The organism is Xenorhabdus thuongxuanensis (assembly GCF_001908095.1).
GTDB lineage: Bacteria > Pseudomonadota > Gammaproteobacteria > Enterobacterales > Enterobacteriaceae > Xenorhabdus > Xenorhabdus thuongxuanensis.
This window is the reverse complement of the sequence record NZ_MKGR01000005.1, coordinates 145,539-169,794: the sequence shown is the minus strand read 5'-3', so window position 1 is coordinate 169,794 and position 24,256 is coordinate 145,539. Positions and strand designations below refer to the sequence as shown.

The following is a 24,256-nucleotide window of genomic DNA, read 5'->3' as shown; positions in this document are numbered from 1 at the left end:
GAGCTGTAACACAAAAAGAGCAAACACGGAGAACCTTATTTTCAATGAAACGTCCTGATTACCGATCATTGCAAGCACTAGATGCAGTGATTAAAGAACGTGGTTTCGAGCGAGCAGCGCAAAAACTTTGTATTACCCAATCAGCAGTATCCCAGAGAATCAAGCAATTAGAAAATATGTTTGGTCAACCACTATTGGTACGCACTGTTCCTCCCCACCCTACAGAACAAGGACAAAAGTTGCTTGCGCTATTACATCAGGTAGAACTGCTGGAAGCGCAATGGCTTGGTGATGAAAATAGTAATGAAATGCCGTTATTGCTTTCCCTGGCTGCTAATGCGGACAGTCTGGCGACATGGCTTTTACCGGCTCTCCACCCTGTTTTGTCTGATTTGCCTATTAGGCTAAATATTCAAGTGGAAGATGAAACCCGAACTCAAGAGCGTTTGCGGCGTGGTGAAGTTGTCGGAGCGATTAGTATTCAGCCCCAACCTCTGCCAAGCTGTTTGGTTGATAAATTGGGTGCCCTGGATTACCTGTTTGTAGCCTCTCCAGCGTTTGCAAACCGTTTTTTCCCGAATGGCGTCACACGCTCGGCATTACTGAAAGCACCTGCGGTTGCATTCGACCATTTAGATGATATGCATCAAGCATTTTTACAACAAAATTTCGATTTATCGCCGGGAAGTGTACCCTGCCATATCGTGAATTCTTCGGAAGCCTTCGTTCAATTAGCAAAACAAGGTTCAACTTGTTGTATGATCCCACACTTGCAAATTGACAAGGAGCTAAAAGCCGGTGAGTTAATTGATCTAACACCAGGGCTATGCCAACGCCGTATGCTTTATTGGCATCGGTTTGCTCCTGAAAGTGGAACGATGAGAAAAGTCACTGACGCCCTGTTAAAACGAGGGCGCCAGATGTTACGTCAGGAAGATGAAACTCATTAACGCTGTAATTCAAAAACGGCATCAACGTGATCAGAAAACTCAATACTCTGTGGTTCGTAAGTTTCACTGGCTGAGTCAGAAACTGGTGCTGCCAACAGATCTGCCTGATATTTCAGGCGGCTCATTGGGACAGGCACAGCTTCAGGCGCACGGTAATTAATGCTATATACAGGGCCTAATTTACTGTTGAATCCTTTTGCCAATTCTGTTGCCTGTTGAATGGCATTCTCAATAGCCTTTTGTCTGACTTCATCACGATAACGTTGCGGATTACTTACACCAAACTGAACAGAATTAATTTCATTCAGCCCTGCTTTCAGGGCGCCATCCAATAAGGCATTCAGTTGCTCCAGCTTGTGAACTTTCACTTCAACCGAACGCGATGCTCTATAACCCGTAATACTTGATTTTCCACTCTTTTGTTCATATTGATATTCTGGCTGAGTGCGTAAATTGGCAGCATCAATATCTTGCTTTTCGATGCCACTGTTTTTCAGAAAATCAAAATATTTTGCAACACGTTTATCTACTTTTTTCTTTGCTTCTGCTGCACTCTTTTGAGTTTCACTCACATGGATTACCAAGGTAGCCATATCTGGCGTCGCTTTAACTATCGCGTTACCAGAGGTGGAAATATGGGGAATAGATAGTGAGTCAGCGGCGGAAGCAGTCATGCAAGACAGGCTTCCTAAAGCCATCATCGCAGCTAATACCAGTGATTTACGTTTCACAAGACCTCCTAAAATGACATGAGTAAGGTACTCTCAAAAACATTAGCACACTATCTATAGAGAAGTAATCTATAGAACATCTATTCTATGGAGAGATATTATAATCAATAAAATCTATATCCTTGATTAATTAAGTTCCAAGCGATATACCACATCACACAGCCAACGAAGATATTGATGATCCGCTGTGCTCTGGGTCGATTAAGCACAGGTGCAAACCACGCAGACAAGAATGACAATGTAAAAAACCAACTGATCGATGCCATTACCGCTCCGGTGGTAAACCACGGCCGAAGCTCGGCTGACAATTGACCTCCTATGCTTCCCAAGACAACAATGGTATCCAAATAGACATGAGGATTTAGCCATGTCACAGCAAATAACGTTACTATGACTCGCCAACGGTTTTGGACAGTTTTTTCAGTACAGAAATGTTCGACTTCTGCCGATAATACTGTTCGAAAAGCTCCCCATCCATACCATAATAAAAACGCAACGCCTCCCCATGTCACGGCTTGCAATAAAAGCACCGATTGTCCCAGTAAGGCACTGCCACCAAATATCCCCGTTATGATGAGCAGAGAATCACTGGTGGAGCATAATGCTGCACTCATTAAATGAAACTGCTTCCTGCTTCCTTGCTGCATGATAAATACATTTTGTGGCCCAAGCGGAAGGATCATCGCAGCACTAAGAAAAAAGCCCTGAATAAATGTTGAAAACATGCAAAGATTCCTAATAATTATTCAATTAGTTACGATATCAATGCATCTTAAACAAGATGGTGCATTAGTAAAAATGAATGATTCTAATGCATCATTAGGAAAGGTGATGTGAGAAATTCTCACACCACGATATCTTAATTATTCGTCTGCCTTCTTCTGTAAGGCACTATTTTGCTGATGTAAATAAACATCCATTTGCGGGAAAGGAATGCCGATATTGTGTTTATCCAAAGTACGCTTAAAGTTTTCCATCAAATCCCAATAGACATTCCAGGCGTCACCATTGGTGGTCCACACACGCACAATAAAGTTCAATGATGAAGGAGCCATTTCATGCAGACGGATAGTGATTCCTTTTTCATGTTGAATGCGTTTATCTGCTTGAATCACATCGCCCAACACTCTTTTCACTTCATCAATATCCGCATCATATGCAACCCCTACCATAATTTGGGTACGGCGGTCAGGTTCACGGCTGGTATTGATAATATTGTCCGCAATAATTTTACCATTGGGGATCACAATGATACGGCCATCTGCCGTGCGCAATGTTGTTGAGAAAATCTGTACTTGCATGACAGTTCCTTCCACAGCGCCAATGCTGACATATTCGCCAGTGCGAAGTGGACGGAAAATCACCAATAAAACACCAGCAGCAAAATTAGACAGTGAGCCTTGTAATGCCAGGCCTACCGCCAAACCTGCGGCACCAATGACGGCAATCACAGATGCGGTCTGAATGCCCAACTTCCCAAGAACAGCAATAATCGTAAATGCTATGATAGCGTAACGAATAATCGCGGATAGAAAATCAGAAATGGTGGTATCAATGCCACGCAGTGACATAACACGCTTGGTTGCTTTATTAGCCAACTTGGCAATAAATAAGCCAACGATAAGAATCAAAATGGCAGATACAATGTTTACCACATACTGAATCAATAGATCCTGATTGTTGGTAAACCAGCTTGCCGCTTTATCAATCTCATGTGACAGATTGATTTTTTCCATACAAAGTCCACCGTTATTGTTGGAACCTATCTCCATTCGATGCCATTCCTCACAATGAACGCCACCAGTAGGATGTAGGCTCCTGTTCAAAAATAGTTTTCTGTTCAAAAAAATAGAAAGCCACTATCACAACACAAAAATGTAATGGAATATAAATTATGGCAGAAAGCCTTCATTGCTTGAACACTAATCCTTACGTTTTCCTTTTTTGCAAAATAAATTCTCTGTAATCAGCCAACATATCGATAAAATCTTCTGTCCCACAAAAAGCCAAACTCTCGTTATCGTAGTAACTCATTCCTTCTTCTATAACCTCTGTATCAAATTGCAGTTGATTAGCCCTGATCATGATCTCATCTTCACTCATCAATAGCGTATATTCATGACCAGCCAACTGCCATTGGCGTTCACTACCTTTAATCTCTTGCAAGGCCACAATGATTTTATCCAATACGCACAGATCGCCTTTCACTTCTTCATTCAACCAATGACCGATGGCTTCATGATCCATTGAAAAGGATGTTGTTATCTGACCGGTAACATCCTGCATAAATTCATATTCCATCACATACCCCCTGACTATTTTTACAGATGCCAAATAATTTCATTTGAATTTTAAACATTTCCGCTATTTCCACCTCTGAGGCAACCCACAAACTGATACAGAAATTACTACGAAATTGTTATAAGACGGTAGTAACAAAAACAAAAAAAGGGGAAGCATTCGCCTCCCCATTCGTTGCAATATACTTTTTTATACTGCGGTTTGGAAGATTACATCATCCGCTTTTTCTGTGTATTGATTTAATTGATCAAAATTGAGATAGCGATAAGTATCTGCTGCGGTTTCATCGACTTGATCCATAAACTGCAAATACTCTTCTGGCATTGGCAAGCGTCCTAACAATGAAGCGACAGCCGCCAACTCCGCCGAAGCAAGGTAAACATTGGCACCGGAACCAAGGCGGTTAGGGAAGTTACGAGTAGAAGTGGATACTACTGTTGCACCATCCGCCACACGCGCCTGATTCCCCATACACAATGAACAACCAGGGATCTCAATGCGTGCTCCGCTCTTGCCGAAAATGCTGTAATACCCTTCTTCCGTTAATTGGGCCGCATCCATCTTAGTCGGAGGAGCAACCCACAAGCGAGTCGGCAGCTGGCCTTTATGCTGATCCAGCAATTTACCCGCCGCACGGAAATGTCCAATATTAGTCATGCAAGAGCCAATGAAAACTTCGTCAATTTTACTGTTAGCTACTTCAGATAACAGACGTGCATCATCAGGATCATTAGGTGCACATAAAATAGGCTCTTTAATGTCTGCCAGATCAATCTCAATAACGGCTGCGTATTCAGCATCTGCATCCGCTTCCAACAATTGAGGATCTTTCAGCCAGTTTTCCATGCCAATAATACGGCGTTCCAATGTCCGGCAATCACCATAACCTTCTGCAATCATCCATTTCAGCAAGACAATGTTCGACTGCAAGTATTCAATAATTGGCTCTTTATCCAGCTTAATGGTACATCCTGCCGCAGAACGTTCCGCAGAGGCATCAGCCAACTCGAATGCCTGTTCAACTTTAAGTTCTGGCAAACCTTCAATCTCAAGGATACGGCCAGAGAAGATGTTTTTCTTACCTTTCTTCTCAACGGTCAGCAAACCTTGCTGAATCGCATAATAAGGAATGGCATGAACCAGATCACGCAAGGTTATTCCGGGTTGCATTTTTCCTTTAAAACGAACCAGTACGGATTCTGGCATATCCAACGGCATTACGCCTGTTGCCGCAGCAAATGCCACCAGACCTGAACCAGCCGGGAAAGAAATACCAATTGGGAAACGGGTATGGGAATCTCCACCTGTACCCACAGTATCTGGCAATAACATGCGGTTCAACCATGAGTGGATAATGCCATCCCCCGGACGCAGAGATACCCCACCACGGTTCATAATGAAATCAGGCAGAGTATGGTGTGTCGTCACATCAACAGGTTTTGGATAGGCAGCGGTATGACAAAATGATTGCATAACCAGATCCGCAGAAAAGCCCAGACATGCCAAATCTTTCAACTCATCCCGCGTCATTGGCCCTGTGGTATCCTGAGAACCCACAGAAGTCATCTTAGGCTCACAATATTCCCCTGGACGGATACCGCTCTTACCACACGCACGACCAACCATTTTTTGCGCCAATGAGAAGCCACGATCGCTTTTCGCCACCGCTTTTGCCTGACGGAACACATCACTCAGTGGCAAACCCAGTGACTCACGCGCTTTGCCAGTCAAACCACGGCCGATAATCAATGGAATACGGCCACCAGCACGTACTTCATCGATCAGTACATCGGTTTTCAATGCAAAAGTAGCCAATAACTCATTTGTTTCGTGATAGCGGATTTCACCTTTATAGGGATAGATATCAATTACATCCCCCATATTCAGCTTGGAAACATCCACCTCAATTGGCAACGCACCTGCATCTTCCATGGTATTGAAGAAAATTGGAGCTATTTTTCCACCCAGCACCACACCAGCACCCCGTTTATTGGGTACAAACGGAATATCTTCTCCCATAAACCACAATACGGAGTTAGTTGCCGATTTACGGGAAGAGCCAGTCCCGACAACATCTCCAACGTAGGCCAACGGATAACCTTTCTTGCTCAGAGCCTCAATTTGCTTAATTGGGCCTACAACACCGGCTTGATCAGGCTCAATACCTTCACGGGCATTCTTGAGCATTGCCAATGCATGTAGGGGAATATCAGGGCGTGACCACGCATCAGGGGCAGGAGAAAGATCATCAGTGTTGGTTTCCCCCGTAACCTTAAAGACGGTAACGGTGATTTTTTCCGCTAATTCAGGGCGCCCAAGGAACCATTCTGCATCAGCCCACGATTGCATAATCTGTTTGGCATGGACATTACCCGCTTTTGCTTTTTCTTCTACATCATAGAAACTGTCGAACATCAGCAAAGTATGAGAAAGTGCCTTCGCTGCAATTGGAGCCAACTTTTCATCATCCAGGGCATCAATTAAAGCGTGGATATTATACCCACCCTGCATGGTTCCCAATAATTCGATGGCTTTTTCCTGGGTCACTAAAGGAGAGGTAGTTTCTCCCTTAGCAACGGCAGCAAGGAAACTTGCTTTAACATAAGCAGCTTCATCTACACCAGGAGGAACACGATTGGTCAGTAGATCTATCAGAAAAGCTTCTTCACCTATAGGTGGGTTCTTCAGTAATTCGACCAGCGCTGCTGCTTGAGCTGCGTCTAACGGCTTAGGGACGATGCCTTGAGCTGCACGCTCGGCTACGTGCTTGCGGTATTCTTCTAGCACGACTTTCTCCTCGCTCTCATTGTCATTTTATATACCCGGCTGTCTGCACCCGCTAATGATCATTGAAAATGATCATCTGAAAACAATCATCAAGGGTGCCAGGTCAGAGGATTTTGCTCGCATAACATTATAATTATGCTCAGCTTCGGGTGTTTAGCATACCAAAATTTGAATAGCATGTTAATTCATTCACATAAAATCAACATTGAACCATAATAAAATTCTGGATAAATGAGCTTAGAGAGGGTATTAAAGTTTTAAATGCTATCTGTTGTTATTTTAGCCTGAAAATTCCTTAATTTCTCTCTGTAAACATCTGCAAATAAAAACGGCTTCCCTATTTGAAAGCCGTTTGAAATTTTTTCTTCTTAACCCACTGCGAAATCTAAAGAATTACTTCTTTTTCTTTGCCTTAGGGTTTGGCAAATCAGTGATGCTGCCTTCGTAAATTTCCGCAGCCATACCAATTGATTCGTACAGTGTTGGGTGAGCGTGGATAGTCAGAGCGATATCTTCTGCATCACAACCCATTTCGATAGCCAGACCGATTTCACCCAGCAGCTCACCGCCGTTAGTACCAACAACAGCACCACCAATAACGCGGTTAGTTTCTTTATCGAAGATCAGCTTGGTCATACCATCTGAACAGTCAGATGCAATTGCACGACCAGATGCTGCCCATGGGAAAGTCGCAGTTTCGTAGCTGATGCCTTTTTCTTTCGCTTCTTTCTCGGTCAGACCAACCCAAGCAACTTCTGGCTCAGTGTAAGCGATAGATGGAATCACTTTTGGATCGAAGTAATGTTTCTTACCAGAAATAACTTCAGCAGCAACGTGACCTTCATGGACACCTTTGTGCGCCAGCATTGGCTGACCAACAATATCACCGATAGCAAAGATGTGAGGCACGTTAGTACGCATTTGTTTATCCACGTGGATAAAGCCACGATCATCAACTTCAACGCCTGCTTTACCAGCATCAATCAATTTACCGTTTGGAACACGGCCGATAGCAACCAGAACCGCATCATAACGCTGTGGTTCTGCCGGAGCTTTCTTACCTTCCATTGTTACGTAGATGCCATCTTCTTTAGCTTCTACCGCGGTCACTTTAGTTTCCAGCATCAAGTTGAACTTCTTACTGATGCGCTTAGTGAACACTTTAACAATGTCTTTATCCGCCGCAGGAATAACCTGATCGAACATTTCTACCACGTCGATCTGAGAACCCAGAGCATGGTAAACAGTACCCATTTCCAGACCAATAATACCACCGCCCATAACCAACAGGCGCCCTGGAACAGTTTTCAGCTCCAGTGCATCGGTAGAATCCCATACACGAGGATCATCATGTGGAATGAATGGTAACTGAATTGGGCGTGAACCCGCTGCGATAATGGCATTCTCAAAATTAATCGTTGTTGCGCCGTTCTCGCCTTCTACTACCAGAGTGTTAGCACCTGTAAATTTACCAACACCGTTAACAACGTTAACTTTACGGCCCTTAGCCATACCGCCCAGACCACCTGTCAACTGAGAAATAACTTTTTCTTTCCAGAGACGGATCTTATCGATATCAGTTTGTGGTTCACCAAACACGATACCATGTTGTGACAGTGCTTTTGCTTCTTCAATCACTTTGGCAACATGAAGCAGAGCCTTGGATGGGATACAACCAACATTAAGGCAAACACCACCCAAAGTAGAGTAACGTTCAACCAAAACAGTGTCCAAACCTAAGTCAGCACAACGGAAAGCAGCAGAATACCCTGCCGGGCCTGCACCAAGCACCACTACCTGGGCTTTAATTTCAGTACTCATCATGACCTCTTAATTGTTTGTCCGGCGAGTCAGACGAAAAAAAACCATATTCCACCGGGACGTACACACCGCGAGCAGTTTACAGAATTGTAAATAACCTGAAAAGCGCGTTAACGTGACAGAAATCCCAACCTGCCAGATGCAAGGTGAAAATATCTGTCACGGTAGTAATCATTAGGCCGGTTATTTACCGGCCTTTGCATTACATGACTAAACGGCGGATGTCGCTCATCAATTGATTAATATAAGTGATGAAACGTGCGCCATCTGCTCCGTCGATCACACGATGGTCGAAAGACAGAGACATAGGCAGAATCAGACGTGGAACAAATTCCTTGCCATTCCAAACTGGTTTCATGGAAGAACGAGACAGACCCATGATTGCCACTTCTGGCGCATTCACAATTGGTGCAAAGCCGGTAGTACCGATACCACCCAAGCTGGAAATAGTGAAGCAGCCACCCTGCATGTCGGAAGCGGTCAGCTTACCAGCACGTGCTTTCTTAGAAACTTCAGCCAATTCTCTGGACAGTTCCATGATGCCTTTCTTATTGACATCCTTGAATACAGGAACAACCAAGCCGTTAGGTGTATCAACCGCGATACCGATGTTAACGTATTTTTTCAAGATCAACTTCTGGCCATCTTCAGAAATGGAGCTGTTAAAGCGAGGCATTGCTTCCAGTGCTTTCGCAGCGGCTTTCATGACGAACACCAGCGGAGTGATTTTCACGCCAAGCTGTTTCTTCTCAGCTTCTTTGTTCTGCTGTTTACGGAACTCTTCAACTTCAGTGATATCTGCTTCATCGAACAGGTTAACATGAGGGATCATGACCCAGTTACGGCTGAGGTTAGCACCAGAAATTTTCTGGATACGGCTCATTTCAACTTCTTCGATTTCACCAAACTTGCTGAAATCAACTTTTGGCCAAGGCAGCATACCTGGCAGACCACCGCCCGCAGCCGCAGGTGCTGCTTCCGCACGTTTAATCGCATCTTTCACATAAGCCTGAACGTCTTCGCGCAGGATGCGACCTTTACGGCCAGTACCTTTTACTTTAGCCAAATTTACGCCAAATTCACGAGCCAGACGACGAATTACTGGAGTAGCATGAACATAAGCGTCATTTTCAGCAAATTCATTTTTGCCTTCTGCTGGCTTGCTTACTGCTGGCGCTGGTGCTGCTTTCGCAGGTTCAGCCACAGAAGCCGGAACCGCCGCTGGTGCTGCTACAGAGGCTGAACCCGCAACTTCAAATACCATAATAAGAGAACCGGTTTTAACTTTATCGCCAGCCGCAATTTTGATCTCTTTCACAGTACCTGCAAATGGTGCAGGAACTTCCATCGAAGCCTTGTCACCTTCAACAGTGATCAGTGACTGCTCTTCAGCAATAGTATCACCTACTTTTACCATGATTTCGGTCACTTCAACTTCGTCACCACCAATATCTGGTACGTTGACTTCTTTGACCGCAGAAGCCGCAGGCGCTGCTGCTGGAGCCGCTGCCGGTGCTGCCGCTGGAGCGACTCCAGAACCGGCCACTTCAAATACCATGATCAGAGAACCGGTTTTAACTTTATCGCCAGCCGCAATTTTGATCTCTTTCACAGTACCTGCAAATGGCGCAGGAACTTCCATTGACGCCTTGTCACCTTCAACAGTAATCAGTGACTGCTCTTCAGTAACAGTATCACCCACTTTTACCATGATTTCGGTCACTTCAACTTCGTCACCACCGATATCTGGCACATTCACTTCTTTGCTTTCTACTGCTGCTGATGCCGCTGCTGGCGCTGCTTGCTGCGCAGGTGCAAATTCTGCTGCACCGTTTAAGGATTCAAAAACCATAATCAGTTTGCCAGTTTCAACTTTATCGCCAACCGCAACTTTGATTTCTTTGACTATACCCGCCTGTGGAGAAGGAACTTCCATAGAAGCTTTGTCACCTTCAACCGTGATCAGTGACTGTTCTGCTTCTACTGTGTCACCAACTTTCACCAGAATCTCGGTAACTTCAACTTCATCTGCACCAATATCAGGTACGTTAATTTCGATAGACATTAATCTTTACCTCTTATGCCAGACGTGGGTTAACTTTTTCTGGGTTGATGTTGTATTTCTTGATAGCTTCTTCAACAACTTTCACATCAACTTCGCCACGTTTAGCCAGTTCACCCAGAGCTGCAACAACCACATAAGAAGCATCAACTTCAAAGTGATGACGCAGGTTTTCACGGCTGTCAGAACGACCGAAACCGTCGGTACCCAATACACGATAGTCGCTTGCAGGAACGAAGTTACGTACTTGCTCTGCAAACAGTTTCATATAGTCAGTAGAAGCAACTGCTGGAGCTTCATTCATGATCTGGGCAATATAAGGAACGCGAGGTTTTTCTGATGGGTGCAACATGTTCCAACGCTCACAATCCTGACCATCACGAGCCAGTTCAGTGAAGGAAGTTACGCTATACACATCGGAACCGATGCCGTATTCAGCAGACAGGATCTTCGCTGCTTCACGAACATGACGCAGGATAGAGCCAGAGCCCAGCAACTGAACTTGACCTTTCGCACCTTCCAGGCTTTCCAGCTTGTAGATACCTTTACGAATGCCTTCTTCAGCACCTTCAGGCATGGCTGGCATGTGGTAGTTTTCGTTCAGTGTGGTGATGTAGTAGTAGATGTTCTCTTGTTTCTCACCATACATACGCTCCAAACCATCCTGCATGATAACAGCAACTTCAAAAGCGAATGCTGGATCGTAAGAGATACAGTTAGGAATAGTCAGAGACTGAATATGGCTGTGACCATCTTCATGCTGCAAACCTTCACCGTTCAGAGTTGTACGACCAGAAGTACCACCAACCAAGAAGCCACGAGCTTGCTGATCACCCGCTGCCCAGCACAGATCACCAATACGCTGGAATCCGAACATGGAGTAGTAGATGTAGAATGGGATCATTGGCAAGTTGTTGGTGCTGTAAGAAGTTGCAGCAGCCAGCCAAGATGAAGCAGCACCCAGTTCGTTGATACCTTCTTGCAGGATCTGGCCTTTTGCATCTTCTTTATAGTATGCAACTTGCTCACGGTCTTGCGGAGTATACTGCTGACCATTAGGGCTGTAGATACCGATTTGACGGAACAAACCTTCCATACCGAAGGTACGAGCTTCGTCAGCAATAATTGGAACCAGGCGATCTTTGATTGACTTGTTCTTCAGCATAACGTTCAGTGCACGAACGAAAGCAATAGTGGTAGAAATTTCTTTGGATTGTTCTTCCAGCAGAGAGCTGAATTCTTCCAGCGCTGGAATTTCCAGTTTTTCGTCGAAATTAACGCGACGGCTTGGTACATAACCACCCAATGCGTTACGACGCTCATGCAGATATTTAGATTCTTCAGAGTCTTTGTCGAAAGTTACATATGGCAAGTTATCGATCTGCTCATCAGATACAGGCACACTGAAACGATCGCGGAATTGACGAACGCCTTCCATGTTCATTTTTTTAACCTGGTGAGCGATGTTCTTACCTTCAGCGGTATCACCCATACCGTAACCTTTGATGGTCTGAGCCAAGATTACAGTTGGTTTGCCAGTGGTATCCTGTGCTTTTTTCAGTGCAGCGTAAACTTTCTTCGGATCGTGACCACCACGGTTCAAAGCCCAAATTTCGTCATCAGTCATATCCTTGACTAATGCAGCAGTTTCTGGGTAACGACCGAAGAAGTGTTCACGAACATAAGCGCCATCTTTGGACTTGAATGTCTGATAGTCGCCGTCCAGCGTTTCGTTCATCAATTGAACCAGTTTACCGCTGGTGTCTTTACGCAGCAGTTCGTCCCAACGCTCACCCCACAGGACTTTCAGTACCTGCCAGCCCGCACCGTCGAAGATACCTTCCAGTTCGTTAACAATTTTGCCGTTACCGGTTACTGGACCATCCAGACGCTGCAAGTTACAGTTGATGATGAATACTAGGTTATCCAGTTTTTCACGAGTTGCGATAGTGATCGCACCTTTAGATTCTGGCTCATCCATTTCACCGTCGCCTAAGAAAGCATAAACGGTTTGTTTAGAGGTATCTTTCAGACCACGATTTTCCAGATATTTCAGGAATTTAGCCTGATAAATAGCGGAGATTGGCCCCAAACCCATTGAAACAGTTGGGAACTGCCAGAAGTCAGGCATCAGTTTTGGATGCGGGTAAGAAGACAGGCCATTACCACCGATTTCTTGACGGAAGTTGTTCATCTGCTCTTCAGTCAGACGACCTTCAAGGAATGCACGTGCGTAAACGCCTGGAGAAATGTGGCCCTGGAAGTATACCAAGTCACCACCATCATTTTCGTTACGAGCGCGGAAGAAATGGTTAAAACAAACTTCATAAACAGTAGCGGAAGACTGGAATGAAGCCATGTGGCCACCCAGTTCCAAATCTTTTTTAGATGCACGCAGAACGGTCATCACCGCATTCCAGCGAATAGCGGAACGGATACGACGCTCTAAATCCAGGTTGCCAGGGTAAGCAGGCTCATCCTCAACAGGAATAGTGTTGATGTAATTGCGGCTTGCAGCACCTGCAGCAACGCTAACGCCACCTTTACGAGCTTCGTTCAAAACCTGATCAATCAGGAACTGAGCACGCTCAACACCTTCTTCACGGATGACCGATTCGATCGCCTGTAACCAATCGCGAGTTTCGATCGGATCCACGTCATTTTTCAAAATATCTGACATGGTGTATTCCTTATCTGTTATCTATTTTCTAATGGTTATTGGAGCCTATCTTCTGGTCATACCTTTTGACGAAACTGCCTGTTATGACCGGAAGATAGGCCCTGCTATATATTGCCGCTAAAACTCTCGGTAAAGAGTCGACAAACTGTACAAACGCAGCAGTCAGGATCTGTACAGTTAAGTTAGAACCTACCCATTCGGGAATTTGATTTGTCTATGACGCCCCAAGGGACAGGCTCTTATTCCTGATGTTGCTGGAGCCGTCTCAATGAACGCTCACGACGAGTACGTTCACGAGTCAAATCCAATAAAACTTCTTCAATAAAGGCCAAATGGCGATGAGAAGCCTCACGGGCTTTTTCTGGTTCCCGCGCCATGATAGAGCGAAAAATTTCAGCCCTATGGTCACTCACCGCTGCCAACATTTCTTTACGGGTATAAATGACTTCAAAATTGCGCCTGATATTTTGTTCTAACATTGGGATCATACAGCGCAATAAATGCAGCAATACCACATTATGGGCAGCTTCCGTGACAACAAGTTGGTATTGCAAGACAGCATCAGATTCCGCATTCACATCACCACTTTGTTGTGCTTTTTGAATGGCAAGATGGCTTTGCTCAATGCGTTTGAAATCCTCATCAGTTCCTCTAAGTGCTGCATAATAAGCAGCAATCCCCTCTAACGCATGACGTGCCTCAAGGAGATCGAACTGGGATTCTTGATTATCTGCAATAAGTTGGGCAAGTGGGTCACTGAAACTTTGCCACAGATTGTTCTGCACAAAAGTTCCGCCCCCTTGACGACGGAAAAGAAAGCCTTTGGCTTCCAATTTTTGAATGGCTTCGCGCAATGAAGGACGTGATACTTCAAACTGCTTTGCCAGCTCACGTTCAGGCAGCAGTTTTTCTCCCGGGCGTAGCGAGCCTTCGAGAATGAGCTGTTCAAGACGTTGCTCAATCACATCTGATAACTTTGGTTGGCGAATCTTGCTATAGGCCATATCTGCTGTAAGCCATTCAATAAGTAAATGTTGCTTCGGACTATGCCTTGCTCAACTAAGTCTCACTGACTAAATCTTAGTCATTAAACCCTGGTTAACAGGTCAAAGTCAATTGGTAATACCAATTTAGAATACAGGGTCTTAAAGTAACAAAGTATTCACTAGCTGTCTATAAAGACCTTGGGTTAAATCATAAAAATCTGCAAATTTTAACAAAATATTTTAAATTTTATTAGAAAATTATAACCGAAAAGGATTTTAAGATAGGAGAAATTAGGGAAATTTAACGTTTTTAAACGCATAGACGAGCAAAGTGAAACGTTACAGCAAGATAATAAATCGTAAATCATGCAAAAAATATGAATTAAAATTCAAAATAAAAATCATTACAGATAATCCATAAGTCAATCAAAATAGACAAAATCAAATAACGACGCCCGATGCCACGGGTAAGCTCAAGCCACTACCTCTAAAAATTCCCCCAGCGTTATCCTTATTATCATAGCAATTTGTTATCTCAGAAAAATAAAGGGCGCACCTAGCCCTCTATCTCTCTTGTTTATCAAACTAATGCCCCGTAAATCGTCAACAGTGCGACAATAATCACAATAGCAAAAGTTGCTTTTTTCGCTAACGTTACAGCAGCAACAGGCGTTTCTATCGGGTTAAGATGGGGCTCTTTACTTAATGCAAATTGTGCTAATTGACTGACTACTTTGTATTGTGATGACCGAAAATCAGTCAGTGATGCAATCCAAGCGGGTAAGGCTTTCTCTCCATGTCCTAACAACGCATAGGCAATACCTGCCAAACGTGCAGGGAGCCAATCCAGCCAATGCAGTATCCCATCAACGCCAGATTGTGCTCTCTGCACTGCCGTTGCGTGCTGGGCTAACCAACTTTGATAAGCCCTGAGGCAACCATATCCCATCAAAACCGCAGGACCGAATTTACCCAGTACAGCCAACCAAAAAATAGGGGCAAGATAATAACGGAAATTTATCCAAATCAATGAATTCTGTATCTCACGTAATCGTTCTTCTTTTGTGGTGTCGGGTAGTGTTCCCTGAATCATCGTCAGACGAGCAAGATACTTTTTCTGCTGCCCAAAATCATTCTGGCGCACAGCCTGGAGATATCCACGGTAATCATGCCGTAACCTGCCTGCGCCAATACATAACAGACTGATTATGATACCCAGCACCACCGCGAGAATACCAAAAGCAACAGAGCTAGAAATATCAATAAGCTTCCATGTCAATAAAGCGACCAAAAAGGTCATTCCTAAGCTACCCCATAGTGAATGTGATTTGAGTCTGACAAAAACTGGGGCTAAATAACGTTCCAGTTGCCAGTGATCCCTCATCTTAAAAACACGTTCCCATGCTAGTATTAACAATAGAATAAAGAGAGTCATCCAACTCACTCCTTCAATAGTTGACGGTAATGTTCCCAATAAAAATAAGGCCCAGGATCAGTTTTCCTTCCCGGTGCGATATCGCTGTGTCCTGTTATATTGTCACAAATATCAGGATATTGACTAATAAGCAGCTCAGTAACTTTCACCAATTTGATGTACTGAATTTCAGTAAATTCCTCATCATCTGTGCCTTCCAGTTCAATACCTATCGAAAAATCATTACATTTATCACGGTCACAGTAGCAGGAAACGCCAGCATGCCAAGCTCTTTTATTGAAAGGAACATATTGTACAACCTCACCATCACGCCGGATTAAACAGTGAGCAGAAACACGTAAATGCTTAATCTCATCAAAAAAAGGATCGGCTTTAGGATCTAATGTCCCCATAAATAATTGATCAATATAAGGACCGCCAAACTTGCCGGGAGGTAAGCTGATGTTATGGATAACCAGTAATGATGGTATTTCTCCTTCTGGCCGCAGATCACAATGTGGGGAAATAACCTTTCTCGCACTATCAATCCACCCTTCATGCAGTTTCATTCTTTTACCTCCCCCTTAATATTTAATATCACCTTGCCAACATCATCCTTCCAATATGGCCAATACCAATCAGCTTCATTAAGCGTAATGCTATGACTTAAAGTGTAACAGGTTAGCATGTTAGCACCTTCAATCGGCCAATATATCGGGTGTCTTCTTAGTTACGGGCAGGCTCGAAAAATTTGTGCAATAGAATGTAACATAAAGTTATTTTTTCGAGCCGACTTCATAAATTTCATTAACGATATTTTATTTTTCTCTTTTTTCTCCATGATTATAGGTACCGATATCCAATAGATTGCAATTCAAAATATGAAGGGTATATCTGCTATTGAATATGGCAATCAGTTCAGATGCATATACAAGGAGAAAAGATGAAACAACAGGGATTTACATTAATTGAAGTGATGGTTGTTATGGCTATCGTGTCTATTCTCGGCGCAATTGCCATTCCCAGTTATCAGGGATATATCCAAAAAGCAGCATTAACCGATATGCTACAAGCTATTATGCCTTATAAATCTGGTGTAGAACTGTGTCGCTTTGAAGCTGAAAATTATAAAGATTGCCACTCTGGTCACCCCTCCATTCCATCAGGCCACAATAGCCGCTATGTCAGCACCATCTCAGTAAAAGATGGAGAGATAACGGTGGTGGGCCAGCAAAACCTTAACGGACTCCATACTACGTTAAAACCTATTCAAGATACAAAGACTGGTTTCACTCAATGGAACGCGATTTGTGAATCTGAAAATGAATCGTTAAAACTAAAATGTCAGGAAACTTTGAAATTTTAAACACCTCCTGTCATTCCTAGTAGAATTTAAGTTTCAAATAATCAAGTCACGCCAATATTAAAGGAATAAAGATAATGGTAAATAAGGATCACCTCCTAATGGAAAAAGAAATAAAAGAACTGTGTCAACGACACCAGGCCATTCTTATAAAAAAAGATTTCCATGCGATCACAATTGCCTGTAATAAATCACCTAATGAGGATTTCATTTCCGCACTGAAATTTATTTCAGGTTTAATCGTTAATGTAGATATTTGGCCACAAGCAAAAATAGAATCAATGTTGACAGAAGAAAATTCATTAATGTCAGCAAAAAATTACTGTTCAGAAAGTGATAAAGAAGAACCGTACCGTATAGATCGTCTCGATAGCCGCCATGCTCATTATAATGATGCAATACAAACCAACAATCTCCATGATGAGGGAATAGACACACCCATTATTCAATTAATTAATCAAACAATATTAACTTCAATACAAAAAAGAGCTTCAGATATTCACTTTGAACCATCTCAACGTGGCTACCAAATACGTATTCGAGTTGATGGTACATTACATACCATGCTGGCACCTCCTCCTCAAATGAATACGGGTATTCCTGCCCGCTTAAAAATTATGGCAAAGCTCAATATTGCTGAAAAACGCCAGCCTCAAGATGGGCAATTTGACTGGAGTGACAACAAAAACAGTTATGCGATTCGTATATCAACACTCCCCACACTACATGGGGAAAAAATAGTCCTGCGTATTTTAAATACCATACATCAACTATCTCTGGAACAGTTAGGACTGCCTGAACCACAATTACAACTTTTAAAACAAAAACTCCATTTACCACAAGGGATGATTTTAGTCACTGGCCCGACTGGCAGCGGAAAGACGGTTACGTTATATAGCTGTCTGCAATATTTAAACCAAACTAAAAAGAATATCTGTAGTGTCGAAGATCCTGTCGAAATTCCTTTAAATGGCATCAACCAAACGCCTGTTAATAACAAGATTGGTCTCGATTTTGCCAAAGTCCTCAGAGCATTATTGCGGCAAGATCCCGATATCATTATGGTTGGCGAAATCCGTGACAACGAAACCGCTGAAATATCAATGAAAGCAGCTCAAACAGGCCACTTGGTTTTATCAACCCTGCATACCAATTCCACTATTGATACGATATCTCGCCTGCATAATTTGGGAATTTCTGGTTATACCACAGCCTCATGTGTGAAATTGATTATTGCACAGCGGCTGGTTCGTAAGCTCTGCCCCCATTGCCGACAACAGGACAGTATTCCCACAGTGATTCCTAATATTATGGGTTCAACATCTATAAAAAAATGGAATGCGGTTGGTTGTGATCACTGCTTCTCTGGTTATTATGGCAGAACCGCCATCTATGAATTTCTCGAAATCAAACCTGAACTCCAGCAAACCCTGTCTGAATGTTCTAATGCCAGCCTCTCACATTTACTTGCCTCACAACAAGATGTAACGCTTTTTTCAGCAGGGATAACATTAGTGGAAAAAGGAATAACTACTCTTGAAGAGATTTATCAGATTACAGGCCATGAGACAATATGAAAATAGAGTATATTTACCAATGGCAGGCAATTAACAAGAATGGAAAAGCCATCACAGGGGAAAGTATTGGCTACAGTAAAAAAAGTGTATTCCAATACCTCAGTCATCTCGATCTTCAACCCTATGCTATTAGATGTAAAAAAATTATTTATTACAGCAAAAAAGAAATTGCCTATCGCCTGCATTTTATTCACCAGTTAAGTACGTTACTGACTTCAGGCATTCCTTTACTCAAGGGACTAATTATTTTACTGCAAGAGTGTAAATATGCTATCTGGCGATGTGTATTAGCGGATATGATTCAGAAAATTCGTCAGGGGGAATCATTCTCTACAACACTGGAACACTATCCGAAGTTATTTTCTCCCTTGTTTTGTCAACTTATCGCAGTAGGAGAACAAACCGGCCAGCTTGAAAACTGCTGCCAATTAATCATCAATCGCTTAGAACAGCAAAATAGGTTGAGGAAGAAAATTCAAAAGGCTTATCACTATCCCTTAATAGTCGCTTTTGTAAGCCTTTTGGTTATTATTCTGATGTTGATTTTTGTTCTGCCAGAATTTCGACAAGTCTATTCTTCGTTAAATGCCACCCTGCCCTTGTTAACACAATGGGTTCTATCAGGTTCTGATTTATTGCTCCATCATGGCATATTACTACTGTTAATAATATTTATATTGTTAACCAGTTATCTATGGCTACGCCACCGTTTTCCTATTTTTAAAGCAAAAGAAAAAATGCTTTTCCTGAGACTCCCTATTTTTAAGCAACTCACTATTTATCAACAGACTAATCAAATATTTCATATCCTGTTCATAACACAAAAAGCTGGATTAACACTAATGGCAGGGCTTGAATGTGCCCTCAGTGCAACCCACCATCCTGTTTTTATTGCAGGAGTGAAAAATCTGCACAGGCAAATTCAACAAGGCATTCCAATGAGTGACGCATTAAAACAAACAGCATATTTCCCTGCGTTATGCCAACAATTTGTCATGATAGGTGAAGAATCAGGAGAATTAGAATTATTTTTATTCAATCTTGCAGAATGGTATCAAGAGAAATCAATCAACCTTGCTGATAGTTTGGTTCAATCATTAGAACCTTTGTTGATGTTAATAATGGCCTTGATTGTCGGTTTATTATTACTGGCCATGTACCTGCCTATTTTTCAATTAGGCACAATATTAACTTAACAAAGTATTTACATGTTTTGTTATCTTTTCTCAAGGCCGCAAAAACAAGAATTGTAGGTGTTTGTTTATAGCCCATCAGCTTTCCTTGAGTTACAATTTGATTATGCTATCAGAGATATTTAAAGGGATAGAATGACTTATATTGTTGCACTTACAGGTGGAATTGGTAGCGGTAAAACGACTATCTCTAATGTATTTTCATCCCTTGGTGTCCCGCTGGTTGATGCAGATATTATCGCCAGGGAAGTTGTAGCTCCTGGCACCCCTGCACTACAAGCAATCGCAGAGCACTTTGGGGCCGACATATTATTGCCCGATGGCAACCTTAATCGTGCCATGTTGCGCCAAAAAGTTTTTGCTGTCCCAGAAGAGAAACAGTGGCTCAATGCACTTTTACATCCACTGATCCAAGTAGAAACACAACGGCAATTAAACCAAGTGACCGCCCCCTATGCCATCTGGGTCGTTCCTTTGCTCATTGAAAACAATTTAATGCATTTGGCAGATCGTGTTTTAGTTGTTGATGTTCCAATTGAAGTACAGATCACCAGAACCATGGCCCGTGATGGAGTAAGCTGTGAGCAAGTAGAAAATATTCTGGCTGCACAAGCCAGCCGTCAGGACAGACTGGAAAAGGCAGATGATGTCATCGTTAACCACAGCAATGAACAGGATATTCCCTCTCGTGTGGCCGAACTACATCAACAGTATTTAAAACAAGCAAAATCAGTCAGACAGGAAAACCGTAATGAGTGATGCAACCTCCACTATTATTTTTGAACATCCACTCAATGAAAAAATGCGTTCATGGTTGAGGATTGAGTCTTCACTGCAACAGTTGGAAAAACAACGTCATCTGGATTCTCAGGCGAGTAGCCTCTCGTTTTTCCGTACAATTGCCGAATTAATTGAGATCCTGGAACGCGGAGAGGTTCGTTCTGAGCTATTAAAAGAGCTGGAGCGCCAGCAGGTGAAATTAAAACAGTGGCTCGGCTCTCCAAATGCCGATACGGCTATGATCCATAGTTTGACAGAGCAACTTAAAGAACGCAGCATTGCCTTGAATCAAGCTCCACGGCTTAGCCAATATATCAAAGAAGACCGTATTATCAGCATGGTACGTCAACGTCTCAGCATCCCTGGAGGATGCTGTAGTTTTGACTTGCCAACATTGCATCTGTGGCTTCATTTACCACAATCTGTCAGAGATAAATCCGTCACAGCCTGGCTGGACAGCCTTCGTCCATTACAAAAAGCCTTGGAAAGCATTCTGGAACTCATACGCTACTCCGCCGCTTTTACCCCTAAAATCAGCCACAACGGGTTTTATCAGGGGAATGCCGATGAAGCCGATTTGTTGAGATTAAAATTGGACGTAGTGCCAGATACATTGGTTTACCCACAAGTCTCCGGCTACAAAACACGTTTCGCCATCCGTTTTTTACCAATGGATAGTGAGCATGGTGTTGTACCCGCCCATTTGTCATTTGAATTGGCCTACTGTTAACATTAGGCTCAATAAATTTAAAATTGCAGAACGACAGTAAGGGAATAAATTCCCAATAACATGACTCATTCTGTATTTATATAACTCTACATTTATAAATACATCACTGAAACAATGAGTTCAGCCAACAAAACTGCGATGTGAAAATGGAGGGTATGACCTTCAAATCAAGCGGGAGAAAGTATTATGTCTGAAGTATTAACTGTCGAATGTCCAACATGTGGCAACACGGTAGTGTGGGGAGAAATTAGCCCATACCGCCCATTCTGTAGTAAACGTTGCCAATTAATCGACTTAGGTGAATGGGCCAGCGAAGAAAAACGAATAGCAAGCCAAAGCGACAGTTCAGAAAATGATAACTGGAGCGAACAGCCTGAATAGTATAAATAATATCACGTAACGCATGTTATAGCGGCACCTGTTTTATTTAGCGCCGCTTATATTGAATGATTTAACTACCCTAATTTATTAAAAATCCTTTAGCAGGAACCATTTTGGGTTAGAAAGCCAACAATACTACGGTTTGCTGGAGGAAATTCATCAGCAATTAATTCTGATTGTAAAACCCAACGGGAAGGCTGCCCTTCTTTACCAAACGGCTCATCCTCCCATTCATCAACCAGGAAAAAATCAAGAGTGATGCTTCTATCAGGAAAATCATGTTTGATGGTGTCAATTAATTCACAATGCGTTACTGTGATCCCAACTTCTTCCTTTAATTCTCTAATCAATGCTTGTTCAGGTGTTTCTCCCTGTTCAAGTTTTCCTCCCGGGAACTCCCAAAAGCCACCCATATGTGAATCAGCTCTACGCTGAGTAATAAAAATTTCATCATTGCTATTTTTAATGATACCTGCTGCAATATGCAGATGTTTTTTTTCCATAATCATTTTTCTTACAGTTTATTATTCAACTTAAGTAACTATCTCTTGCAGATTACATTAGAATTAGTTTAAGCCGCAAATTTGTATTTCATTCCAAATATAATCGTTTTTTATTACCAATTATCTCTCTGGAAAAAACATATCATGTAAAAACAAGCTGTAAACAGTGTCAGAAATTAATCGACAGATAGGATTGAAACAACTATTTTAAAAATTAAGGAAGCACGGTTTATGCTAAATGATGTGCAATCATTGATCGAAGCAAGGCAAATCGGCTATCAATTTTCTGGTGAAGTAGCTCCCCTGTTTTCTGGTATCAACATATTCTTAAATGCAGGACAACATGCATTAGTTGGACGCAATGGTATTGGTAAATCCTGGCTGGCTTCAATATTGGCGCAGCAGATCCCTCCTACAGAAGGCAATGTAAAACATTTTTGTGATGTAGGCTGTTTGTCACAAGGCTTAACACCTTTTTCCGGTAATGCCGCTGATATGTTGGGATTAACCAAAATCATGAGAGCCAATGAACGTGTTCTGGCGGGTGTTGGTGACGAAACAGATTTTGATGTTATGGAGGGTAACTGGGACTGGCAATTTCAAACTGGGTCTTTACTGGCAGAAGGTGAGCTAAACCCAAGCATATTAAATCAACCTTTTAATTCCTTGAGCGGCGGAGAACAAACACGGGTCAGGTTGTTGGCACTGAAACGTCAAGGCGCAGGTTTTATTATTCTGGATGAACCAAGCAATCACCTTGACCGACAAGGCCGCCTGTGGCTAGCTCAATGGCTAAATACTTTTGATGGAGGCATTTTACTGGTTACCCATGATATCCAACTATTACAGCATGTATCCGTTGTTTACGAACTCAGCGGATTAGGATTATCCCGCAGTATCGGTGGATGGGAAACCTGGTTGGAAAGTAAAGAACAACTACGGCTAGGCATTCAACGTGAAGTGGATCAAACCAGGAAAAATTTAAAAAAAGCCTTACGTGATAAGCAAAAAGATCATGAGCTGGCTAGCAAAAGGCAAATTCAGGGTAAGCAACGGCGGGAAAATGCCAATCAAACTAAGCTCATTCTTGATCGTGAACGAGATCGTTCAGAAGCCACACTATCACGACAAGCAAAACAACATGAAGAGCGAATACAAAGAAGTGCTTCACTGGCTACCGATGCCAGAACAAAATTGGAAATTATTGATCCCCTGTCAATTGCAATTGCCACACCACAAACAGCCACAGCCCCTTTACTTCACCTACAGGATATCGTTTTACCTTTTGGTTCAGTTTCCCCTATCAACTTAACCATCAATAATAGTGACCGCCTTGCTATTATTGGTAAAAATGGCAGTGGGAAATCTACTTTACTAAAAATAATGGCCGGTTCTCTCACTCCCCAACAAGGCACGTGTCAGATAACGTCTTCATACCGACTTATGGATCAGCATTTTTCGTTCCTTGATAAAAACCAATCTGCACTGCATAACTTTCAATTACAGTCACCAGGCTGGACAGAAGATCGTTACCGTACTCGGTTGGCACAATTACGTATTCGCGGTGAGGAAGCCTTGAAACCTGTCGGTTATCTAAGTGGAGGAGAACAACTTAAAGTCGCCCTAGCTTGCCTGTTTTGTGGGCCATATGCTCCTGCCCTGTTGTTATTGGATGAACCAGATAACCATCTGGATATTGAATCACGTGAACTGCTACAAAAAGCGCTACATGATTATACGGGTGCTATGGTACTTATTTCCCACGACGATAAATTCATTGAAAATATAGGCAATATGCAGGAGCTAGTATTATGACAAAACCCTCAAATCTATATCTTAAGCAAATTTTATTGAAAGATATTCTTGCAGGATGAGATCTAAGGGTTTTTATTAAATTAACGCGATGCTCGACTTTAACATCCTATAACGTTGGCTTGTTGAAGCCAGTCGCGTTGATTTTTACCTTGTTTAAAATTGGCAAAAATACCCAACGTGTG

20 protein-coding genes are annotated in these 24,256 nt (G+C 42.6%); 8 read left to right on the top strand and 12 right to left on the bottom strand.

The window, feature by feature from the left end; translation table 11 throughout:
* The first annotated feature begins 44 nt into the window (after positions 1-44).
* Positions 45-950, top strand: coding sequence for a LysR family transcriptional regulator ArgP (locus Xentx_RS05400; protein ID WP_074019249.1), 906 nt, complete (start codon positions 45-47; stop codon positions 948-950).
* Here the strand turns inward: Xentx_RS05400 and Xentx_RS05395 are convergent.
* The 11 genes from Xentx_RS05395 to ampD form a co-directional block, all read right to left on the bottom strand.
* Complete coding sequence (locus tag Xentx_RS05395; protein WP_074019248.1) at positions 947-1,681, bottom strand: oxidative stress defense protein; 735 nt, start codon at positions 1,679-1,681, stop codon at positions 947-949. The genes Xentx_RS05400 and Xentx_RS05395 overlap by 4 nt on opposite strands.
* A gap of 104 nt (positions 1,682-1,785) precedes the next feature.
* Positions 1,786-2,406: an arginine exporter ArgO gene (argO, locus tag Xentx_RS05390; RefSeq protein ID WP_074019247.1), complete on the bottom strand. Its 621-nt coding sequence runs from the start codon at positions 2,404-2,406 to the stop codon at positions 1,786-1,788.
* A 138-nt stretch (positions 2,407-2,544) separates the two neighbouring features.
* The gene (gene mscS / locus Xentx_RS05385) at positions 2,545-3,417 is read right to left on the bottom strand and encodes a small-conductance mechanosensitive channel MscS (RefSeq protein ID WP_074019276.1); all 873 of its coding nucleotides are present in this window, start codon (positions 3,415-3,417) and stop codon (positions 2,545-2,547) included.
* A 193-nt stretch (positions 3,418-3,610) separates the two neighbouring features.
* Positions 3,611-3,982: a YacL family protein gene (locus Xentx_RS05380; RefSeq protein WP_074019246.1), complete on the bottom strand. Its 372-nt coding sequence runs from the start codon at positions 3,980-3,982 to the stop codon at positions 3,611-3,613.
* Positions 3,983-4,171: 189 nt separating this feature from the next.
* Complete coding sequence (acnB, locus tag Xentx_RS05375) at positions 4,172-6,769, bottom strand: bifunctional aconitate hydratase 2/2-methylisocitrate dehydratase (RefSeq protein WP_074019245.1); 2,598 nt, start codon at positions 6,767-6,769, stop codon at positions 4,172-4,174.
* 393 nt (positions 6,770-7,162) lie between these two features.
* The gene (gene lpdA, locus Xentx_RS05370; protein ID WP_139292434.1) at positions 7,163-8,590 is read right to left on the bottom strand and encodes a dihydrolipoyl dehydrogenase; all 1,428 of its coding nucleotides are present in this window, start codon (positions 8,588-8,590) and stop codon (positions 7,163-7,165) included.
* 202 nt (positions 8,591-8,792) lie between these two features.
* Positions 8,793-10,655: a pyruvate dehydrogenase complex dihydrolipoyllysine-residue acetyltransferase gene (gene aceF / locus Xentx_RS05365; RefSeq protein ID WP_074019243.1), complete on the bottom strand. Its 1,863-nt coding sequence runs from the start codon at positions 10,653-10,655 to the stop codon at positions 8,793-8,795.
* Between the two features lie 13 nt (positions 10,656-10,668).
* Positions 10,669-13,332: a pyruvate dehydrogenase (acetyl-transferring), homodimeric type gene (gene aceE / locus Xentx_RS05360; RefSeq protein ID WP_074019242.1), complete on the bottom strand. Its 2,664-nt coding sequence runs from the start codon at positions 13,330-13,332 to the stop codon at positions 10,669-10,671.
* 239 nt (positions 13,333-13,571) lie between these two features.
* Positions 13,572-14,336, bottom strand: coding sequence for a pyruvate dehydrogenase complex transcriptional repressor PdhR (pdhR, locus tag Xentx_RS05355; RefSeq protein ID WP_074019241.1), 765 nt, complete (start codon positions 14,334-14,336; stop codon positions 13,572-13,574).
* Between the two features lie 562 nt (positions 14,337-14,898).
* The gene (ampE, locus tag Xentx_RS05350) at positions 14,899-15,753 is read right to left on the bottom strand and encodes a beta-lactamase regulator AmpE (protein ID WP_074019240.1); all 855 of its coding nucleotides are present in this window, start codon (positions 15,751-15,753) and stop codon (positions 14,899-14,901) included.
* Positions 15,754-15,758: 5 nt separating this feature from the next.
* Entirely contained in the window at positions 15,759-16,301 is a 543-nt protein-coding gene (gene ampD, locus Xentx_RS05345) for a 1,6-anhydro-N-acetylmuramyl-L-alanine amidase AmpD (protein ID WP_074019239.1), read from the bottom strand.
* A gap of 374 nt (positions 16,302-16,675) precedes the next feature.
* On the opposite strand from ampD, the gene ppdD reads away from it, so the two are divergent.
* The 6 genes from ppdD (at position 16,676) to yacG (ending at position 21,756) form a co-directional block, all read left to right on the top strand.
* The gene (ppdD, locus tag Xentx_RS05340) at positions 16,676-17,098 is read left to right on the top strand and encodes a prepilin peptidase-dependent pilin (protein ID WP_074019238.1); all 423 of its coding nucleotides are present in this window, start codon (positions 16,676-16,678) and stop codon (positions 17,096-17,098) included.
* 74 nt (positions 17,099-17,172) lie between these two features.
* A complete protein-coding gene (gspE, locus tag Xentx_RS05335) occupies positions 17,173-18,672 on the top strand; it encodes a type II secretion system protein GspE (protein WP_074019237.1) in 1,500 nt (499 codons plus the stop codon).
* Positions 18,669-19,868: a protein transport protein HofC gene (hofC, locus tag Xentx_RS05330; RefSeq protein ID WP_074019236.1), complete on the top strand. Its 1,200-nt coding sequence runs from the start codon at positions 18,669-18,671 to the stop codon at positions 19,866-19,868. The genes gspE and hofC overlap by 4 nt, the downstream gene beginning before the upstream one ends.
* Positions 19,869-20,000: 132 nt before the next feature.
* Positions 20,001-20,624 (top strand): dephospho-CoA kinase, encoded by a 624-nt coding sequence (gene coaE, locus Xentx_RS05325; RefSeq protein WP_074019235.1) that lies wholly within the window; start codon positions 20,001-20,003, stop codon positions 20,622-20,624.
* Positions 20,617-21,375 carry a cell division protein ZapD gene (gene zapD, locus Xentx_RS05320; RefSeq protein ID WP_074019234.1) on the top strand — a complete coding sequence of 253 codons (759 nt, stop codon included), beginning with the start codon at positions 20,617-20,619 and terminating at the stop codon, positions 21,373-21,375. The genes coaE and zapD overlap by 8 nt, the downstream gene beginning before the upstream one ends.
* 186 nt (positions 21,376-21,561) lie before the next feature.
* Positions 21,562-21,756 carry a DNA gyrase inhibitor YacG gene (gene yacG / locus Xentx_RS05315; protein ID WP_074019233.1) on the top strand — a complete coding sequence of 65 codons (195 nt, stop codon included), beginning with the start codon at positions 21,562-21,564 and terminating at the stop codon, positions 21,754-21,756.
* Between the two features lie 98 nt (positions 21,757-21,854).
* Here the strand turns inward: yacG and mutT are convergent, their stop codons facing one another.
* Positions 21,855-22,259, bottom strand: a complete 405-nt coding sequence (mutT, locus tag Xentx_RS05310) for an 8-oxo-dGTP diphosphatase MutT (RefSeq protein ID WP_074019232.1) — start codon at positions 22,257-22,259, stop codon at positions 21,855-21,857.
* 231 nt (positions 22,260-22,490) lie between these two features.
* Between mutT and Xentx_RS05305 the strand changes: the two genes are divergently transcribed.
* Positions 22,491-24,074, top strand: a complete 1,584-nt coding sequence (locus Xentx_RS05305; RefSeq protein WP_074019231.1) for an ATP-binding cassette domain-containing protein — start codon at positions 22,491-22,493, stop codon at positions 24,072-24,074.
* The last annotated feature ends 182 nt before the right edge of the window (positions 24,075-24,256 follow it).

Coding starts and splice junctions, on each gene's coding strand:
- mutT (WP_074019232.1), bottom strand. CDS start 22,259: ATGGAAAAAAAACATCTGCATATTGCAGCAGGTATCATTAAAAATAGC.
- hofC (WP_074019236.1), top strand. CDS start 18,669: ATGAAAATAGAGTATATTTACCAATGGCAGGCAATTAACAAGAATGGA.
- argO (WP_074019247.1), bottom strand. CDS start 2,406: ATGTTTTCAACATTTATTCAGGGCTTTTTTCTTAGTGCTGCGATGATC.
- pdhR (WP_074019241.1), bottom strand. CDS start 14,336: ATGGCCTATAGCAAGATTCGCCAACCAAAGTTATCAGATGTGATTGAG.
- coaE (WP_074019235.1), top strand. CDS start 20,001: ATGACTTATATTGTTGCACTTACAGGTGGAATTGGTAGCGGTAAAACG.
- ampD (WP_074019239.1), bottom strand. CDS start 16,301: ATGAAACTGCATGAAGGGTGGATTGATAGTGCGAGAAAGGTTATTTCC.
- mscS (WP_074019276.1), bottom strand. CDS start 3,417: ATGGAAAAAATCAATCTGTCACATGAGATTGATAAAGCGGCAAGCTGG.
- gspE (WP_074019237.1), top strand. CDS start 17,173: ATGGTAAATAAGGATCACCTCCTAATGGAAAAAGAAATAAAAGAACTG.
- lpdA (WP_139292434.1), bottom strand. CDS start 8,590: ATGAGTACTGAAATTAAAGCCCAGGTAGTGGTGCTTGGTGCAGGCCCG.
- zapD (WP_074019234.1), top strand. CDS start 20,617: ATGAGTGATGCAACCTCCACTATTATTTTTGAACATCCACTCAATGAA.
- Xentx_RS05400 (WP_074019249.1), top strand. CDS start 45: ATGAAACGTCCTGATTACCGATCATTGCAAGCACTAGATGCAGTGATT.
- Xentx_RS05305 (WP_074019231.1), top strand. CDS start 22,491: ATGCTAAATGATGTGCAATCATTGATCGAAGCAAGGCAAATCGGCTAT.
- ppdD (WP_074019238.1), top strand. CDS start 16,676: ATGAAACAACAGGGATTTACATTAATTGAAGTGATGGTTGTTATGGCT.
- yacG (WP_074019233.1), top strand. CDS start 21,562: ATGTCTGAAGTATTAACTGTCGAATGTCCAACATGTGGCAACACGGTA.
- aceE (WP_074019242.1), bottom strand. CDS start 13,332: ATGTCAGATATTTTGAAAAATGACGTGGATCCGATCGAAACTCGCGAT.
- aceF (WP_074019243.1), bottom strand. CDS start 10,655: ATGTCTATCGAAATTAACGTACCTGATATTGGTGCAGATGAAGTTGAA.
- Xentx_RS05380 (WP_074019246.1), bottom strand. CDS start 3,982: ATGGAATATGAATTTATGCAGGATGTTACCGGTCAGATAACAACATCC.
- ampE (WP_074019240.1), bottom strand. CDS start 15,753: ATGACTCTCTTTATTCTATTGTTAATACTAGCATGGGAACGTGTTTTT.